Origin of the sequence: Microbacterium sp. SLBN-146 (assembly GCF_006715145.1) — a bacterium.
Lineage (GTDB): Bacteria > Actinomycetota > Actinomycetes > Actinomycetales > Microbacteriaceae > Microbacterium.
The window spans coordinates 1,867,243-1,884,387 of sequence record NZ_VFMR01000001.1; the positions used below are offsets into that span (position 1 = coordinate 1,867,243).

The following is a 17,145-nucleotide window of genomic DNA, read 5'->3' on the forward strand; positions in this document are numbered from 1 at the left end:
CCGGGCGCGGACCGCCTGCGGCCCCTCAGGGCCACGGGCCAATCAGAGGCGTCTGGACCGGGGCGTCAGCGAGGTGTCGTCGCGTCGGCGTGTTCGGGTGCCGTCGTCGGGGCAACTGTCTGCAGCGGGGCGGGAGCCGCGGCAGCGGGAGCCACGGTCGTCGCCGCGGGAGCGTCCTCGGCCTTCATCGCCTTCATCTCGCCCTTGAAGGCGCGAGCGGACTGGCCCATGCTCTTCGCCAGCGCGGGGAGCTTCGCGGCGCCGAACAGCAGGAGGATGACGGCGAGGATGATCAGAAAGTGCCAGCCGGTGAGTCCTTGCAGCATGTCAGCCCTCCATTGGGTGCGGCGTGTGAAGCATCCGGCGAAAATGCGGATGCTGACAATCAACTTTTGCTTGTCTCATGGAAAAAGTCAACGGCCGGCCTCGACGCGGCCCCGGCGTCGGACGCCGATGGCGACGAAGACGCCGGCGATCGCGACGGCGATTCCGCCCGCGAGAGCGAACGGCCAGATGGATGCCGCAGCGCTGTCTGCGCTCGCGAGGGTGACGTCGGACCCGCCCGTGACGTTCACCTGCACGGGGTCGGGCACCATGCCGTCCTTGCCGTGCTCGGTGTAGCGGACGGTGAGGCTCCAGCGACCGTCGGGGAACACATCGCTCGGGCTCTCCCAGCGTCCGGGCGACGTCGTGCTCGCGACGAGCTCGATCGGCCCGACTTTCTGGTCGTCGAGCGTGCCTTCGACCGTCGCGCGTGTCACGTCGTCGACGGCGTGCAGGTCGCGCTCATAGAAGATGTAGACGTAGACGCCGCCACCGCCCGTGGGCCCTGCTTGTGCGCCGACCGGCCCGCCATGACCGGATGCCGGGAGTGCCCCGAGAATGACCGAGGCGACGAGGACGACGCTCGCGATCAGGAACATCATTCCGCGGCTGGGGCGTGTCAGGACGCTTTCACGCGAATAGTCTTGGTTCAACATCAGTCACCTTCATCGTCGAAGTGAGAGGCGCGGGAGAGGGCTCTCGCTCCTCGTTCTCCTGCACCCGCCAGCAAATGGTACCTCGCTCGCCGCCAGGATAGTAACCACCTTCACGCAACTTTTGATTGACGCGTGGCAAAACCTCAGCCAGTATGTCGATTGCCGGTCATCCCAGTGCCGTGCCTCGGTCGCCGCGAAGAGGGGCGCCCGTCAGACCAACACTCGAAGAAGAGCGGAGGACGAGCTGTGAGGCCCCCAGCGGGCCGACTGCCGACAGCACGATCGGGTCGCCCCTAGAGATGCACGCGACCCGACCGTGGTGACAAACCCTGATCAAACTCGCAATCCAACCAGGAGATGTGTCACATGAATGATACTTCCCGCAGGCTCGCGCTCCCTCAGAGAGCACTTGCCTACGCGACCGCCGCGGTACTCGCCGTGGCGGGCTTGACGTTCGCGCCCTCGGTGTCCCAGACACCCAGCGCGAGCGCCAACGAAGCCGAACCCGCCCTCGCGTGGGGCAACTATGAAAAGTCCCTGCTGACCAAGGACATCGGGGAGCCGATCGGCTTCACGATCTTCCCCGACGGAAAGCTGCTCCACACCGCTCGCAACGGTGACGTGCGCCTGACAGATCCCGCGACGGGCGTCACGAAGATCGTCAACCAGCTGCCCGTGTACCTGAACTCCGAAGACGGACTCCAGGGCATCGCGGTCGACCCCGACTTCGAGGACAACGGCTGGGTCTACCTCGTGTACGCGCCGCTCGATGCCGACGGCGACGGACAGCCCGACACCCCGACCGGCTCTGCTCCCAACTCGCTCCCCGCGGGCGCGGACGAGAGCTACTGGGACCAGTGGAAGGGTGTCAACCGCCTCGCCCGCTTCACGTGGGACGGCAGCAAGCTCGACATGGCCTCGGAGAAGACGATCCTCGAGGTCGAGGTGCAGCGCGGACAGTGCTGCCACGTCGGAGCTGACATCGACTTCGATGCCGACGGCAACCTCTACCTGACGACGGGCGACAACACGCCCGCCTCGACGCCCGGTGCGGGCGGCTTCGCCCCCAACAACGACGCGCCCGGCATGAACCCCGGCTTCGACGCTCGTCGTGGTGCGGGCAACACGAACGACCTCCGCGGCAAGATCCTGCGCATCACCCCCCAGGCAGATGGCTCGTACACGATCCCCGAGGGGAACCTGTTCGCTCCGGGAACCGAGGGAACGCGTCCCGAGATCTTCATCATGGGCGTGCGCAACCCGTTCCGCTTCGATGTCGACGCCGAGACCAACACGATCTCGTGGGGCGACTACGGACCGGACGCGTCGAAGGCCGCCGCGGCCAGCGGCGTGCGTGGCCCGATGGGTCTCGTGGAGTGGAACATCGCGAGCCTCGACGACCCGCACAACTCGGGATGGCCCTACGTGCACGGCCCGAACGCCGCGTACAACGACTGGGACTTCGCGACGGCGACGGCGGGCGCGTTCTTCGACCCGCAGAACCTCGTCAACGACTCGCGGTGGAACACGGGTCTGACGAACCTCCCGCCGGCACGTGAGGCGACGCTGTACTACGGCGACAACCCCGGCGACCAGCCGTGGGACGAGCTCGTCAACTTCGGTTCCGGCTCCGGCCAGGGCCCGATGGGTGGACCCATCTACCACTTCGACGAGACCAACCCGTCGACGGCGAAGTTCCCGGCGTACTGGGACGGCAAGGCGTTCTTCGGCGAGTTCTCGCAAGACTACATCGCGGCGTTCACGTTCAACGAGGAGCTCGAGGTCACCAACATCGAGGACTTCCTGCCCAACGTCGCTCTGACGGCGGCGGCGCAGCCGATCCACGACAACCCGATCGACATGGAGTTCGGACCCGACGGTTCGCTCTACGTGCTCGAGTACGGTGACGGCTTCTTCCGTCAGAACCCCGACTCGGGCTTCTACCGGATCTCGTACGCCGAGGGCAACAAGTCGCCGCAGGCTCGCGTCACCGCGACGCCCATCTCGTCGTCGACGGCTCCGCTCACGGTCTCGTTCGACGCGACGGCCTCCACCGACCCCGACGGCGACGCACTCACCTACGAGTGGGACTTCACGGGTGACGGAACGTTCGATGCGACGGGTGCGACGACCTCGTACACGTACACGGAGCTCGGCGCCTACACGGCTCGCCTCCGCGTGTCCGACGGCAAGGGCAAGTTCGCCCTGACGTCGCGCGTCATCTCGGTCGGAAACCAGGCGCCGACGGTCAATGTCGGGTTCCCCGGCAACGGCTCGTTCTTCGACTGGGGTCAGGCGATCCCGTTCAGCATCACGACAGCGGATGCGGAAGACGGAAACGCGACCGTGTGCTCGCGCGTGGCATGGACCTACGGTCTCGGTCACGATGAGCACGCTCACCCCGAGGTGGCAGGCACGGGCTGCACGGGCGCATGGCGCACCGACCCCAACTCGCCTCAGCACGGCCCGGGCGCGCTCCTCTACGGCACCGTCGTGGTGACATACACGGATGCTGGTGCCAACGGCATCCCGGCGGCACAGGGTGAAGCGGCTCTCCGCCTCAACCCGAAGACGCAGGAGGCCGAGCACGCGATCCAGCGCAGCGGCGTCGTCATCTACGGTGACGAGTCGGCATCCGGCGGCAACGCCATCCGTGGCCTCGGCAACGGTGACTTCCTCCGCTACGACCCCGTGAACTTCGCGGGGATCGACGGAGCGGTCGTCCGCGCCAACGGTGGCGGGACCGTGCAGCTGCGCTGGAACTCGGCGACCGCCGAGCCCTTCGCAACGGCGACGATCCCCGGTGGCTCCGGATGGAAGGACGTCACGGTTCCGTTCACGAACAAGCCGACCGGCACCGGTCAGCTGTTCATCACGTCTGCAGACGAGCTCGCGGTCGACTCCATCCGGATGACCGGTGCGGGTGTCGGCGACGTGACGGCTCCGACGGTCGCGCACACGCTCGCTCCGGCTACCCCCACGGGCGTCGGCGGCGTGTTCAACGAGCCGGTCCGCTTCTCGGTGCAGGCCACCGACAACGGAGCGCTCGCGAGCGTGCAGTACCAGCGCGACGGCGGCAACTGGACGAACCTCGCAGCCAACCAGCAGTACGGCGTGACGTTCAACCAGAACGGCGTGTACAACCTCTCCTACCGGGCGACCGACACGGGCGGCAACGTCTCCGAGGTCAAGACGGTGTCGTTCACGATCGACCTGGACGCTCCCAACGAGCCGACAGTCGACTCGCAGACGTTCGTGACGCTCGCTTCGCCGCGCGTGACGTACGGCGCGACGGGATCGGTGGGCGTCCGCGTCCTGGGCGAAGGCGGAACCCCCACGGGTGACGTCGTCCTCACGGTCGGCGAGACCGTCATCGGCAACGGCACCCTCGGTGCCGACGGCACGGTCCAGATCGACCTGCCGGACGATCTGCCGGTCGGAACGCACACCATCCGCGCCACCTACGGTGCCGATGAGGTCTTCAAGACGTCGGCGGGCATCGCTCGCCTGACGATCTCGCAGGCCAAGTCGTCGTCCGAGGTGTCGGTCGCGCCCAACCCGGTCAAGCCGGCGGTTGCCGCGAAGGCGACGATCACGGTCGAGTCCTCGACCGGTATCGCGCCGACGGGCTCCGTCACGGTGACGGTCAAGCGCGGTTCGTCCACGGTGGCAACGGTTCAGGGCACGCTCGACGAGGCCGGAAACGCCGTCGTCACTCTGCCGAAGCTCGGCACGGTCGGCACCTACCAGGTGCAGGCCGCCTACAACGGGTCGAGCGGAGTGGCCAAGAGCACGGCCACGACGAGCCTCGCCGTCAAGCAGTAGATCGCAGGTGGTGGGGTCGGCTCCGGCCGGCCCCACCACCCACCCGAAACCGATCCGGGACTCCGGTTCGGATGCACCTCGAAGGAGAGAGATGAGTCACCACCACGATCATGGGCACCCCACGGTGTCGGCCAAGCCGATGTCGCGCCGGTCGCTTCTCAAGGCGCTCGCGGCGTCATCGGTCGCGATCGGAGCGGGGGCGGCTCTGACAGCACCCGTTGCGGCCTCGGCCGCCGGCACCGCCCAGGCGGCATTGCCGACCGTGAGCTCGGGCCGCCGGCTCGTTCCCATCAACCGCATCGGCATCCAGCTCTACACGATCCGCGACAAGGTCAGCTCGCTGGGCTTCCGCGCCGTGTTCGAAGAGCTCGCGAGCATCGGCTACTCCGAGATCGAATTCGCCGGCTACACGCAGAACCAGGTCGGCCCGATCACGCCCGCCGAGATCCGCCAGCTGCTCGACGACAACGGCCTGCGGGCGGTCGGCGCGCACAACAACCTGAACCCGAACAACATCGACGCGCAGATCGAGACCGCGAACATCCTCGGGATGCCTCACCTCGGCCAGGGTGGCCCCCTTGCCGGCGGATACGGCGGACCGATTCCCCGTTCGCAGTGGATGACGGCGATCGAGACGTGGAACCAGATGGGTGAGAAGACGAAGGCTGCAGGGCTCAAGCTCTACACCCACACGCACTCCCAGGAGTGGGGTTTCACGACGGACACGAACGAGCGCGTCTACGACCTGTACCTCGAGAACCTCGACGCCGACAAGGTGTTCTTCGAGATGGACGTCTACTGGGCGTTCGTCGGACAGTACCGCTTCCCGGGGTTCGAGCCCGTCGACTACGTCAAGCGGTACCCGCGACGCTTCCCCCTCCTGCACCTCAAGGACGGAAAGCTCAACCCGGCGAACTCCAACGGCTACGACATCATCGAGTTCGGCGCCGGCGACATCAATTACACCGAGTTCCTCTCCCAGCTGGGCGACCGTGGTCAGAGGTTCGGTATGTACGAGCAGGACAACGCTGCCACGGCGGCGGTGCCGCCGAACCCGCTCAACTCTCTGGGCAACGCGGACCGTAGCTATCAGAAGATCGCCGCTCTCCGCGGCTGACCCGGATCAGGAGAACATCAATGAAGAATCGTTGGAAAGCATCCGCTGTTGCGGTGCTGGTCGTCGCGGGTGGGGCCATTGCGGTTCCTGCGTATGCGGCGGATCTGAGCTGCTCGGGTGATCTGGGCGACGTCACGGTCGATGGGAACCTGATGGTCGCGGGTGGCGCGGATTGTGTCCTCGGTGGCGCGACGGTCACGGGCGACATCATCGTCGATGCTGATGGTTGGCTCGACGCGACGTCGGTCACGGTCGGTGGCGACGTCGTCGCGACCGACCCGTATGGTGTGTCGCTGGATGGGACGAGCGTTGCGGGTGACATCAGTGTCTACTCGATCGAGAACGCCGGGTTCCTGTACATCAACGACCTCACGGTCGGCGGGAGCGTCGCGGCGGGTGGTCTGGATGTCGAGATCGTCGACGCGACGATCGGTGGGTCGGTCCTGACGCAGGAGGCCAGCTATGTCGACCTGATCCGCACGTCGGTCGTCGGTGACGTCGACATCCAGGACTCCGACTTCGGTGTCTCGGTGAGCGGTGCGATCGTTCAGGGCAGCATGTCGGTGAGCGGGAGCTCGCGTGACGTTCTGATCGGTGCGGACTCGGATGGTGGAGCTGACGCGTTCGGCAACAAGATCGGTGGAGACCTTTCGCTGACCGACAACACGGCCAACCTCCGTGTTGCCGGGACGACGGTCTACGGTGCGATCGCGTTGTCGGGCAACGACCCCGTCGCTGCGTTCGGTGCCGGAAACGCGGCCGGTTCGGTCACGGGCGACTTCACGGGCGACGCGCCCGGTACCCCGCCCGCGGGTGACCAGTCGATCGCTGTCACGGTTCCCGAGCAGGCTGCGGGCGAGCTGTCGTGGTCGCTCGAGGGCACGTCGGACCTCGTCGACCTCGGTGTCGCGACGGAGGAGCTGGACTACTTCCTCGCGGAGGGTTCGATCGTCCCGATCCGTGTCCAGGACACGCGTGCCGGTAACCCGGCGTGGTCGGTCACCGCTCAGGTGTCGGACTTCACCGCCGGTGGTCAGACGGTCTCCAGCAAGTACCTCGGCTGGATGCCCGAAGTCCTCGAGAACGAAGGCAGCGCTGTCGCCGGTGCCGCTGTTCCCTCGGGCTTCGACAGCGGTGACGGACTGTCGGTCGCTCGCACCCTCGCGAGCGCTGACACCGGTCACGCACGTGGAGCCTCTGTCGTGGGCGCCGATCTGGAGCTGAAGCTCCCGCTCGACACCCCGCAGGGAACCTACTCCGCGACCATCACGCTGACCGCGCTCAGCTGATCCCCCCGTCCGCCCGGACCCCGGTTCACGTCGAGGTCCGGGCGGACATCCCCCCGTCCATCCACGTAGGAAAGCACGCCGCATGCCGCCTGAGTCCCGACTCGCACCAGCGTCTCAGAACGCGCAGAGCGAGTCCGGAGGTGCCCCGTGACTCTTCCTCAGCCCACGACGAGCCTGACCGTCGTCAACACACAAGTCGCAGGTGGTGGGCCGGCTCCGGCCGAGCTGCCACCCACCCCAAACCGAACCGGGACCCCGGTTCGGCTGCACCTCGAAGGAGAGAGATGAGTCACCACCACGATCACGCGCACCCGACGGTGTCGGCCAAGCCGATGTCGCGCCGGTCGCTGCTCAAGGCGCTCGCGGCGTCATCCGTCGCCGTCGGCGCCGGGGCTGTCATGGCCCCGACCGCAGCATCGGCGATCAACGGCTCGGCCGCCGCGGCCGTTCCCACCGTCAGCGGGGGAGCGCGCCTCGTGCCGATCAACCGCATCGGCATCCAGCTGTTCAGCGTTCGCGACAAGGTCAGCTCGCTGGGCTTCCGTGCCGTGTTCGAAGAGCTCTCGCGCATCGGCTACTCCGAGATCGAGTTCGCCGGATACACGCAGGGTCAGGTCGGTGCCATCACGCCGACCGAGATCCGGCAGCTGCTCGACGACAACGGGCTGCGCGCCGCCGGCTCGCACGTCAACCTGAACCTCAACAACATCGACGCACAGCTGGAGACGGCGCAGATCCTCGGACTGCCGAACCTCGGCCAGGGTGGCGCCGTCGCGTCGGGCCGGACGTCGGCTGCGTGGCTCACTGCCGCCAACAACTGGAACATCATGGGCGAGAAGGCGAAGGCTGCGGGCATCAAGCTCTACATGCACAACCACGCCGGCGAGTTCAACTTCACGACCGACACCAACCAGCGCATCTACGACCTGATGTGGGAGAACGTGCAGCGCGACCTGGCGTACTTCCAGATGGACGTGTACTGGGCGCACGTCGGCGCCTACCTGTACCCCGGGTTCAAGCCGATCGACTACATCAAGCGCGACCCCCGCCGCTTCCCGTTCCTGCACCTCAAGGACGGAAAGCTCAACCCGGCGAGCTCCAACGGCTACGACATCATCGAGTTCGGCGAGGGCAACATCAACTACGCCGAGTTCCTGGGAGCGCTCCGCGACAAGGGCCAGCGCTACACGTCGTGGGAGCAGGACAACGCCAGCTCGACGGCCGTCGCACCGAACCCCGTCAACTCGTTCGGCAACGCCGAGCGTAGCTATCAGAAGATCGCCGCTCTCCGCGGCTGACCCGGATCAGGAGAACATCAATGAAGAATCGTTGGAAAGCATCCGCTGTTGCGGTGCTGGTCGTCGCGGGTGGGGCCATTGCGGTTCCTGCGTATGCGGCGGATCTGAGCTGCTCGGGTGATCTGGGCGACGTCACGGTCGATGGGAACCTGATGGTCGCGGGTGGCGCGGATTGTGTCCTCGGTGGCGCGACGGTCACGGGCGACATCATCGTCGATGCTGATGGTTGGCTCGACGCGACGTCGGTCACGGTCGGTGGCGACGTCGTCGCGACCGACCCGTATGGTGTGTCGCTGGATGGGACGAGCGTTGCGGGTGACATCAGTGTCTACTCGATCGAGAACGCCGGGTTCCTGTACATCAACGACCTCACGGTCGGCGGGAGCGTCGCGGCGGGTGGTCTGGATGTCGAGATCGTCGACGCGACGATCGGTGGGTCGGTCCTGACGCAGGAGGCCAGCTATGTCGACCTGATCCGCACGTCGGTCGTCGGTGACGTCGACATCCAGGACTCCGACTTCGGTGTCTCGGTGAGCGGTGCGATCGTTCAGGGCAGCATGTCGGTGAGCGGGAGCTCGCGTGACGTTCTGATCGGTGCGGACTCGGATGGTGGAGCTGACGCGTTCGGCAACAAGATCGGTGGAGACCTTTCGCTGACCGACAACACGGCCAACCTCCGTGTTGCCGGGACGACGGTCTACGGTGCGATCGCGTTGTCGGGCAACGACCCCGTCGCTGCGTTCGGTGCCGGAAACGCGGCCGGTTCGGTCACGGGCGACTTCACGGGCGACGCGCCCGGTACCCCGCCCGCGGGTGACCAGTCGATCGCTGTCACGGTTCCCGAGCAGGCTGCGGGCGAGCTGTCGTGGTCGCTCGAGGGCACGTCGGACCTCGTCGACCTCGGTGTCGCGACGGAGGAGCTGGACTACTTCCTCGCGGAGGGTTCGATCGTCCCGATCCGTGTCCAGGACACGCGTGCCGGTAACCCGGCGTGGTCGGTCACCGCTCAGGTGTCGGACTTCACCGCCGGTGGTCAGACGGTCTCCAGCAAGTACCTCGGCTGGATGCCCGAAGTCCTCGAGAACGAAGGCAGCGCTGTCGCCGGTGCCGCTGTTCCCTCGGGCTTCGACAGCGGTGACGGACTGTCGGTCGCTCGCACCCTCGCGAGCGCTGACACCGGTCACGCACGTGGAGCCTCTGTCGTGGGCGCCGATCTGGAGCTGAAGCTCCCGCTCGACACCCCGCAGGGAACCTACTCCGCGACCATCACGCTGACCGCGCTCAGCTGATCCCCCCGTCCGCCCGGACCCCGGTTTACGCTGGGGTCCGGGCGGATACCACCGTCGCACGCCCAGAAAGCTCTCCCATGCCGCACGCAGCACCCGTCACGACCGCCCCGCGCCCGCGGGGCTTCCGCGTCCTCCGCTGGACCATCGCGCTCGCCCTCGCCACAGGGTCGATCAGCGCGGGTGCGTCCGTCGCCGTCGCTGCACCCGCCGAGGACGACACGACCGTCTCGTGGAGCGCGCGACCCGCCGACACCGCACAGGGGAGCGGTCGCCCCAACTTCTCGTACGAGGCATTGCCGGGGGCGATGTTCTCCGACGCGATCCTCGTCACGAACCGAGGCTCGAGCCCCATCACGCTCGAGGTGTATGCCGCGGACGGATTCCTCACCGCCGACGGATCACTCGACCTGCTCGCCCGCAGCGAGCCGTCGACGGAGCTCGGCAGCTGGATCGATCTCGGACAGGATTCGATCACCTTGGCCGGCGGCGAGACGACGGAGGTGCCCTTCGAGGTCGTCATCCCGTCTACCGTCCAGCCCGGAGACTACGCGGCAGGTGTCGTGGCATCCATGAGCGTCGAATCCGACAGCGGCGTCATCACGGAGCGGCGGCTCGGGTCGCGGATGCATCTGCGCGTCGCTGGTGACATCGTGCCGTCCCTCACTGTGAGCGACGTGCGCATCGACTACCAGGGCGAGCTCAACCCGTTCGCCGCCGGCGCCGCGACCGTCACCTTCGCCCTCACCAACACGGGGAACGCTCGCATCGCGCCAGGGGGCTCGGTCGACGTGTCGGGACTGTTCGGGTGGGGAGCGACGACGGTGTCCCTCGCCGACGTGCCGGAGCTCCTCCCCGGAAGCTCGCTCGAGCGCACGATCGAGGTGGACGGAGTTCTGCCCCTCTTCTTCACAACCGCCGACGTCTCGGTGGGCGGCGATGTCGTGCAGCGCCCCGGCGCTCCCGTCGGCGATGCGCTGGCCGTCACGGCTGTCGCCGCATCCGCGTCGACGTGGACCATCCCGTGGACGGCTCTCGCGGTCCTCCTCGTCGTCATCGGGCTCGTGGTGTGGTTGATCGTCTCGCGGCGCCGTGCCAAGCGCACACGTCAGCGTGAGGTCGACGAAGCCGTCGCCGCAGCGCTAGCGGCGCGGGATGCCGCGGATGCCGACGCGCCCGCCGATGCGTCCGCCGATGCCGACGCGCCCGTCAACGCCAACGCACCCGCAGAGCAGGCAGCCGACCGGGGCGTCTGAGCTCAGGCGGTCGTCAGGCGAGGAGTGCCGGTTTGGCCGGCTTCCTCGGCGCACTGTCGGGGCTCCCGTGCAGTTCTCGGTGGAGACGCTCCATCTTCGCGTCGAGTTCTGCCGCGGTGTCGGCCGCCGCCTTGAGCTCGCCGAGCAGTTCGGCCGGGACGAGGCTGTCGTACTTGTAGTAGATCTTGTGCTCGAGGCTCGCCCAGAAATCCATCGCGATGGTGCGGAACTGCACCTCGACGGGGACCGCGATCCGACCCGTGGAGAGGAAGACGGGAACTTCGACGATCACGTGGAGGCTCTTGTAGCCGTTCGGCTTGGGTTCGGCGATGTAGTCCTTCACCTGGAGGACGCGGATGTCGTCCTGCTGCGTCAGAAGGTCGAACAGACGGTAGGCGTCGTGGATGAAGCTGCAGGTCACGCGGACGCCGGCGATGTCGGTGATGTGCGCGCGGATGCTCTCGAAATCGGTCTCGATCCCTTTGCGGCCGACTTTTTCCACGAGGCTGTCCGGTGACTTGACGCGACTCGTCACGTGCTCGATCGGGTTGTAGTCGTGGGTCAACTGGAATTCCTCGCGCAGGATCGCGAGTTTCGTCTCGACCTCGCGGAGGCCGAACTGGTACTCCAGGAGGAAGCGTTGGAACGCGTCGCGGAGCGTTCGCAGTTCGCCGGGTGAGAAGGTGACCGACTCGTCTGACTGGTGCAGGATGCCGGCGCTGTCGACCATGGGATCGACGCTATCGGCGCTCCCTACGAGGCGACTGGGAAGACGGGATGCCGCCAGGCGTCCCGTGCAGGGATCTCAGGCCGAGACGAGTGAGGCGAGAGTGTCGGGGGAGAGGGCGTGCTCGATGGCGAGCATGCTCGCCCCGAGGACGGCGGCGTTCTCGCCGGCCGCGGATTGCACGATCGCGAGGTGCTCGGTCGCGAGCGGGATCGAGCGCGTGTAGACGACCTCCCGCACCCCGGCGATGAGGTGCTCGCCGACACGCGCCATGGATCCTCCGATCGCGATGACCGACGGATTGACGAGGCTCACGCACGTCGTGAGCACTTCGCCGATATCGCGTCCGGCCTGCCGCACCGCCTGGATCGCGTCGATGTTGCCGCGCTTGACCAGCTCGACGACGTCGTTGCCGCTCTCGGCCGGGACGCCCTGCGCGCGGAGAGTCCGGGCGATCGCCGGACCCGAGGCGAGCGCTTCGAGGCATCCCTTGTTGCCGCAGTGGCAGGGGACTCCGGCGCCGCGCGCCACCTGCACGTGTCCGATGTCACCCGCGATGCCCTGAGCGCCGCGCTGCAGGAGGCCACCCGAGATGACCCCCGACCCGATGCCCGTTGCGACCTTGACGAACATCAGGTGCTCGACGCCGGGCCATGCGATGGCCCGTTCGCCGAGAGCCATGATGTTGACGTCGTTGTCGACGAGGACGGGGACATCGAGGTGCTGGCGAGTCCACCCGGGGACGTCGAAGCGGTCCCAGCCCGGCATGATCGGCGGATTGACGGGCTGCCCCGTCGAGTGCTCGACGGGGCCTGGGATGCCCATGCCGATCGCGGCGAGGTCGGACGTGCTGCGCCCGATCCGCGCGAGCAGATCGCCGGCGCGCTCGACCATCCACGTCAGGACGGGCACAGGACCCAGCGTGACGTCGAGGGGTTCGCTGTGCTCGATGAGGATCGATCCCGCCAGATCCGTCACGGCGAGCGTCGCGTGCGAGGCCCCGATGTCGGCGGCGAGCACGAGGCGCGCCCCCGGATTGAGGGCGAACTGCGACGGAGGACGTCCGCCCGTCGAGACGGTCTCTGCGATGGGAGTGATGAGCCCCATTCGCATGAGCTCGTCGACGCGGGCGGCGATCGTGGAGCGAGCGAGCCCGGTCGATTTGGCGAGTTCCGCGCGGGTGCGCGGGACTCCGTCGCGCAGGAGCTGGAACAGCTGTCCTACGCCCGATACTCCGGTCGAGTCGATGCTCATATCGTCACACTTCAGTCTTCTTATTGTGGTTCGCCGTCAGAAGTCGACGGACTTATGACGATTGTGGCATCGGCTTCCTGCATATCCGTCGATAGACGGCCGTGCAGAAGCGCAAGTTTTCCTCAGGTTCGGCCGCCGGGTCGGGCGAATCGCTGTTGGAGGAGGACGGCGACGACGATGATGACGCCCTTGGCGACGGCTTGGACGGATGAGGTGAGGTTGTTTTGGACGAAGACGTTGGTGAGGGTGGCGAAGATGAGGACGCCGAAGACGGTGCCGACGATGGTGCCGCGGCCGCCGATGAGGAGTGTTCCGCCGACGACGACGGCGGCGATGGCGTCGAGTTCGTAGAGGAGGCCGTGGGTGGAGGTTCCGGCGGTGGTGCGGCCGAGGATCATGACGGCGGCGATGCCGGCGGTGAGGCCGGCGATGGCGTAGAGCCACATGGTGTGGCGTTTGACGTTGATGCCTGCGAGGCGTGCGGCTTCGCGGTTGCCGCCGATGGCGACGGTGCGGCGTCCGAAGGTGGTGCGGTTCAGGACGATCCAGCCGAGGATGGAGACGATCGCGAAGATCCAGATGAGGATGTCGACGCCGAGGAGGTTGGTGTTCATGAAGTCGATGAAGTCGCGGCTGTTCACGACGAGGGTGCGGCGTTCGGCGAGGATTTCGGCGAGGCCGCGTGCGGCGACGAGCATGGCGAGGGTGGCCATGAAGGCGACGACGTTGCCGTAGGCGATGACGATGCCGTTGATGAGGCCGGCGGCGACGCCGACGGCGAGGGCGATGAGGATCATGAAGATCCAGTGGGTGTCGCGGACGACGTCTTGGATGACGGCGAGGGTGGCTGCGACGGAGGCGAGGCCCATGACGGCTCCGACGGAGAGGTCGATGCCGCCGGCGATGATGACGAGTGTCATGCCGATGGAGATGACGCCGATGATGGAGGCCTGGCGGAGGATCGTGAGGAGGTTGGAGACGCCGAGGAAGCTGTCTCCCGCTGTCACGGCGCCCACGATGATCAGGAGGATGAGCGCGACGACCAGGCCGAGGTTGCGTCCCACGGAACCGGACAGGATGCGGCGGAGGGGAGACTTCGGGGTCTCGATGGCGACACTCGACGTGGTGGGGGGCGCCGTCGAGGCTGTGGGGGTGGTCTGCTCGCTCACGCGGCGGTTCCTTTCATGACGAGATCGAGCACGCCGTGCTCATCGATCTGCGAAGCGGGGAGGGTCTTCAATACGCGGCCGTCCGAGACGACGAGGACGTTGTCGGCGAGGCCGAGGACCTCTTCGATCTCGCTCGAGACGATCACGACGGCGTTGCCGTCGGCGGCGAGCTGGCGGATGAGGGCGTAGATCTCGGCGCGAGCACCGACATCGACGCCGCGAGTCGGCTCGTCCAGCAGCAGGACTCGTGTCCCGTGCACGAGCCAGCGCGCGAGGAGGATCTTCTGCTGATTGCCGCCGGAGAGAGTGGCAGCGGCTCGATCGGGGTCGGCGGGGCGCAGCTCGAACGCCTCGATCTGCTCCCGCGTGGTGGCGCGTGCTGAGCGGTCGTCGAGGAAGCCCGCCTTGGCGAACCTGCTGAGGGAGGCCAGCGTGACATTGACGAAGATCGGTTCGGTGAGGACGAGGCCCTGACTCTTCCGTTCTTCGGGCGACAGTCCGATGCCGGCATTGACGGCGGCGACGACGGAGCCGGGACGCAGGCGTTCGCCTCCGACGCTCACACGACCCGAGGTCGCCCGGCGCGCGCCGTAGACCGTTTCGAGGATCTCGGATCGACCGGAACCGACGAGACCTGCCAGGCCGACGATCTCGCCGGCGCGCACCGTGAAGGACACGTCCTCGAAGAGGCCGGAGACTCCGAGCGACTCGACTTCGAGCACGAGCGGCGCGTCGTCGGGGATCGGGACGGCGGGCGGGAAGACGTTCTCGACCGAGCGTCCGGTCATGAGCTTGATCAGCTCGCTCGTCGGAGTGTCCGCAACGGGGAGGCCGGTCGCCATCGTGCGTCCGTCCTTCAGGACCGTGATCCGGTCGCCGATCTCGCGGATCTCCTCGAGTCGGTGCGTGATGTACACGACGGCGATGCCCGCCGACGTGAGTTCTCCGACCACGTGGAAGAGGTTCTTCACCTCCTCGGTGTCGAGAACGGCAGACGGCTCGTCCATGATGATGAGCTTGATGTCGTGCGAGAGAGCCCGCGCCATGCTCACGATCTGCTTATTGGCAGCAGACAGTGTGCCGACCTCGGCGTGGGGGGAGAGGCCCTCGTGGCCGAGGCGGCGCAGGAGCTCTCGGGTCTGCTTCGCCGCCTCCGAGCGCCGGGTGAATCCGCCGCGCGCCAGTTCATGGCCGAGGAAGATGTTCTCGGCGATCGTCAGGCCGTCGACGACATCGAGCTCCTGGTACATCGTGGCGATGCCGAGCTCGATCGCCGCCTCGGGAGTCGCGATGTCTACGCGTTCCCCCTGCCAGGAGATCTCGCCACTGTCAGGCTTGTGCACGCCCGCGAGAGTCTTGATGAGCGTGGACTTGCCCGCGCCGTTCTGCCCGAGCACGCAGTGCACCTCGCCCGGAAGGATCTCCAGATCCACTCCGCGCAGCGCGCGCACACCCCCGAAGGACTTCGTCACGCCTCTGACATCGAGTAATGCCGATGGATGGTCAACTTTGATCACCCGCCGAACATAACACGAGTTGAAGGGCCGTGTGCAGTACCAATCTCACGGCGCATGACGGACGGTGCAGGTGCAGAGTCGGCGGGAAACGCGGCGACTTCGGCTGATAACTAGAGGATTCGGTACTTCTGACGACTGAAAATCAAAAGATGACAAATCCGCGCACACTTCTGCTACGGTGAGTGGCGTCAGCGTGGACACCACGAGTGTGGGCGGCTTCCCCCTCGGGTTCACCTGTCGAAGCTGCATCACATTCAAGGAGGAACTAGAAATGCGCTCACACATCACAGCGCGATCGCGACTCGTCTTGGCGGGCGTCGCGGCAATCGCTTCGATCGGCCTTCTCGCCGGCTGCACCAGTGGTGCGACGGAGGAGGAGGTCGTCGATCAGGGCACGACGAGCGAGGAGAATGCGGAGGCTGGTGAGACGGTCGTCATCGGCTTCTCGGGTCCTGCTGCCGATCATGGTTGGCTCGGTGCGATCAACTCGGGTGCTCTTGCCGCTGCGGAGAGCTTCGACGATGTCGAGCTGCGTCAGGCGGAGGGGACGAACGACGCCAACGCGCAGATCGCCGCGGTGGAGACGTTCATCAACGAGGGCGTGGACGCGATCGTTCTGCTCCCCACTGATGGTGCGGCGCTCACCGAGGTGGCGATCAAGGCGATGGAGGCGGGGATTCCCGTCGTGAACGTCGACCGTGAGTTCTCCAGCCCGTTCGCTGCGCGCGCCACGATCCTCGGTGACAACTACGGCATGGGTGTTTCGGCGGGTACGTATTTCTGCGAGCAGTTCGGTGACAACCCTGACGCGGTCATCGCGGAGATCGCCGGGATCGACTCGCTGCCCCTCACGCAGGACCGTTCGGCGGGCTTCGCGGACGCGCTCAGCGACTGCGGCCTCGAGGTCGGCCCGCGTGTGGCGGCGGACTTCACTGTTGCCGGTGGTGAGGCTGTCACGTCGCAGCTGCTGTCGGCCAACCCGCAGATCGATGGCATCTGGAACCACGACGACGACCAGGGCATCGGTGTGCTGGCTGCGATCAACGCGGCCGGTCGTGACGAGTTCATCATGATGGGCGGCGCGGGGAGCCGTAACGCGATGGAAGCCATCGAGGCCGACGACTCGGTCCTGAAGGCGACCGTCATCTACCCCTCGACGCAGGCCGCTGACGGTATCGCGCTGGCACGCCTCATCGCCCAGGGCAAGACGATGAGCGACCTCATCACCCCGTCGGTCCCGAACCGGATCGTGCTCGACGCTCCCGTCGTCACGAAGGACAACGTCGCCGACTTCATCGGCCTCTCGTTCGATTCCTGACGACACACCACCGGGGCGTCCGTCCATCCGGGCGGGCGCCCCGTTGCCCTATCCACGAGAGGATCTCGCGATGACAGACTCACCCCGCGATCGCCCGCTGCGCGTCGCC

At 66.9% G+C, this 17,145-nt stretch carries 13 protein-coding genes; 7 read left to right on the forward strand and 6 right to left on the reverse strand.

Features of this window, described 5'->3' with window-relative positions; genetic code table 11:
- Positions 1-65: 65 nt before the first annotated feature.
- Both tatA and FBY39_RS07945 read right to left on the reverse strand, forming a co-directional pair.
- Positions 66-326, reverse strand: a complete 261-nt coding sequence (gene tatA, locus FBY39_RS07940; protein WP_141931711.1) for a twin-arginine translocase TatA/TatE family subunit — start codon at positions 324-326, stop codon at positions 66-68.
- Between the two features lie 87 nt (positions 327-413).
- The gene (locus tag FBY39_RS07945) at positions 414-980 is read right to left on the reverse strand and encodes a hypothetical protein (protein ID WP_141931713.1); all 567 of its coding nucleotides are present in this window, start codon (positions 978-980) and stop codon (positions 414-416) included.
- A gap of 366 nt (positions 981-1,346) precedes the next feature.
- Here FBY39_RS07945 and FBY39_RS07950 point away from each other — a divergent pair, with 366 nt between their 5' ends.
- From FBY39_RS07950 to FBY39_RS07975, 6 genes are all read left to right on the forward strand, one after another.
- Positions 1,347-4,805, forward strand: a complete 3,459-nt coding sequence (locus tag FBY39_RS07950) for a PQQ-dependent sugar dehydrogenase (protein ID WP_141931715.1) — start codon at positions 1,347-1,349, stop codon at positions 4,803-4,805.
- A 91-nt stretch (positions 4,806-4,896) separates the two neighbouring features.
- Positions 4,897-5,922 (forward strand): sugar phosphate isomerase/epimerase, encoded by a 1,026-nt coding sequence (locus tag FBY39_RS07955; RefSeq protein WP_260837490.1) that lies wholly within the window; start codon positions 4,897-4,899, stop codon positions 5,920-5,922.
- A gap of 20 nt (positions 5,923-5,942) precedes the next feature.
- A complete protein-coding gene (locus FBY39_RS07960; protein WP_141931717.1) occupies positions 5,943-7,211 on the forward strand; it encodes a hypothetical protein in 1,269 nt (422 codons plus the stop codon).
- A gap of 284 nt (positions 7,212-7,495) precedes the next feature.
- Complete coding sequence (locus tag FBY39_RS07965; RefSeq protein WP_260837491.1) at positions 7,496-8,509, forward strand: sugar phosphate isomerase/epimerase; 1,014 nt, start codon at positions 7,496-7,498, stop codon at positions 8,507-8,509.
- A 20-nt stretch (positions 8,510-8,529) separates the two neighbouring features.
- Positions 8,530-9,798 carry a hypothetical protein gene (locus FBY39_RS07970; protein WP_141931717.1) on the forward strand — a complete coding sequence of 423 codons (1,269 nt, stop codon included), beginning with the start codon at positions 8,530-8,532 and terminating at the stop codon, positions 9,796-9,798.
- A 77-nt stretch (positions 9,799-9,875) separates the two neighbouring features.
- A complete protein-coding gene (locus FBY39_RS07975) occupies positions 9,876-11,051 on the forward strand; it encodes a DUF916 domain-containing protein (RefSeq protein ID WP_141931719.1) in 1,176 nt (391 codons plus the stop codon).
- A gap of 13 nt (positions 11,052-11,064) precedes the next feature.
- Here the strand turns inward: FBY39_RS07975 and FBY39_RS07980 are convergent, their stop codons facing one another.
- The 4 genes from FBY39_RS07980 to FBY39_RS07995 all read right to left on the reverse strand — a co-directional run bounded on the left by FBY39_RS07980 (position 11,065) and on the right by FBY39_RS07995 (position 15,673).
- Entirely contained in the window at positions 11,065-11,781 is a 717-nt protein-coding gene (locus FBY39_RS07980) for a GTP pyrophosphokinase family protein (protein ID WP_141931721.1), read from the reverse strand.
- A 75-nt stretch (positions 11,782-11,856) separates the two neighbouring features.
- Complete coding sequence (locus tag FBY39_RS07985) at positions 11,857-13,032, reverse strand: ROK family transcriptional regulator (RefSeq protein ID WP_141931723.1); 1,176 nt, start codon at positions 13,030-13,032, stop codon at positions 11,857-11,859.
- A gap of 122 nt (positions 13,033-13,154) precedes the next feature.
- The gene (locus tag FBY39_RS07990) at positions 13,155-14,201 is read right to left on the reverse strand and encodes an ABC transporter permease (RefSeq protein WP_141931725.1); all 1,047 of its coding nucleotides are present in this window, start codon (positions 14,199-14,201) and stop codon (positions 13,155-13,157) included.
- Positions 14,198-15,673, reverse strand: coding sequence for a sugar ABC transporter ATP-binding protein (locus FBY39_RS07995; RefSeq protein WP_141931728.1), 1,476 nt, complete (start codon positions 15,671-15,673; stop codon positions 14,198-14,200). Before FBY39_RS07995 ends, FBY39_RS07990 begins: the two co-directional genes overlap by 4 nt.
- A gap of 316 nt (positions 15,674-15,989) precedes the next feature.
- Here FBY39_RS07995 and FBY39_RS08000 point away from each other — a divergent pair, with 316 nt between their 5' ends.
- The gene (locus FBY39_RS08000) at positions 15,990-17,036 is read left to right on the forward strand and encodes a substrate-binding domain-containing protein (protein WP_141931730.1); all 1,047 of its coding nucleotides are present in this window, start codon (positions 15,990-15,992) and stop codon (positions 17,034-17,036) included.
- The last annotated feature ends 109 nt before the right edge of the window (positions 17,037-17,145 follow it).

What these genes read in the sequence shown, in the direction of transcription:
- FBY39_RS08000 (WP_141931730.1), top strand. Translation starts at nt 15,990, where the DNA reads ATGCGCTCACACATCACAGCGCGATCGCGACTCGTCTTGGCGGGCGTC.
- FBY39_RS07980 (WP_141931721.1), bottom strand. Translation starts at nt 11,781, where the DNA reads ATGGTCGACAGCGCCGGCATCCTGCACCAGTCAGACGAGTCGGTCACC.
- FBY39_RS07965 (WP_260837491.1), top strand. Translation starts at nt 7,496, where the DNA reads ATGAGTCACCACCACGATCACGCGCACCCGACGGTGTCGGCCAAGCCG.
- FBY39_RS07975 (WP_141931719.1), top strand. Translation starts at nt 9,876, where the DNA reads ATGCCGCACGCAGCACCCGTCACGACCGCCCCGCGCCCGCGGGGCTTC.
- FBY39_RS07950 (WP_141931715.1), top strand. Translation starts at nt 1,347, where the DNA reads ATGAATGATACTTCCCGCAGGCTCGCGCTCCCTCAGAGAGCACTTGCC.
- FBY39_RS07985 (WP_141931723.1), bottom strand. Translation starts at nt 13,032, where the DNA reads ATGAGCATCGACTCGACCGGAGTATCGGGCGTAGGACAGCTGTTCCAG.
- FBY39_RS07955 (WP_260837490.1), top strand. Translation starts at nt 4,897, where the DNA reads ATGAGTCACCACCACGATCATGGGCACCCCACGGTGTCGGCCAAGCCG.
- FBY39_RS07960 (WP_141931717.1), top strand. Translation starts at nt 5,943, where the DNA reads ATGAAGAATCGTTGGAAAGCATCCGCTGTTGCGGTGCTGGTCGTCGCG.
- tatA (WP_141931711.1), bottom strand. Translation starts at nt 326, where the DNA reads ATGCTGCAAGGACTCACCGGCTGGCACTTTCTGATCATCCTCGCCGTC.
- FBY39_RS07945 (WP_141931713.1), bottom strand. Translation starts at nt 980, where the DNA reads ATGTTGAACCAAGACTATTCGCGTGAAAGCGTCCTGACACGCCCCAGC.
- FBY39_RS07970 (WP_141931717.1), top strand. Translation starts at nt 8,530, where the DNA reads ATGAAGAATCGTTGGAAAGCATCCGCTGTTGCGGTGCTGGTCGTCGCG.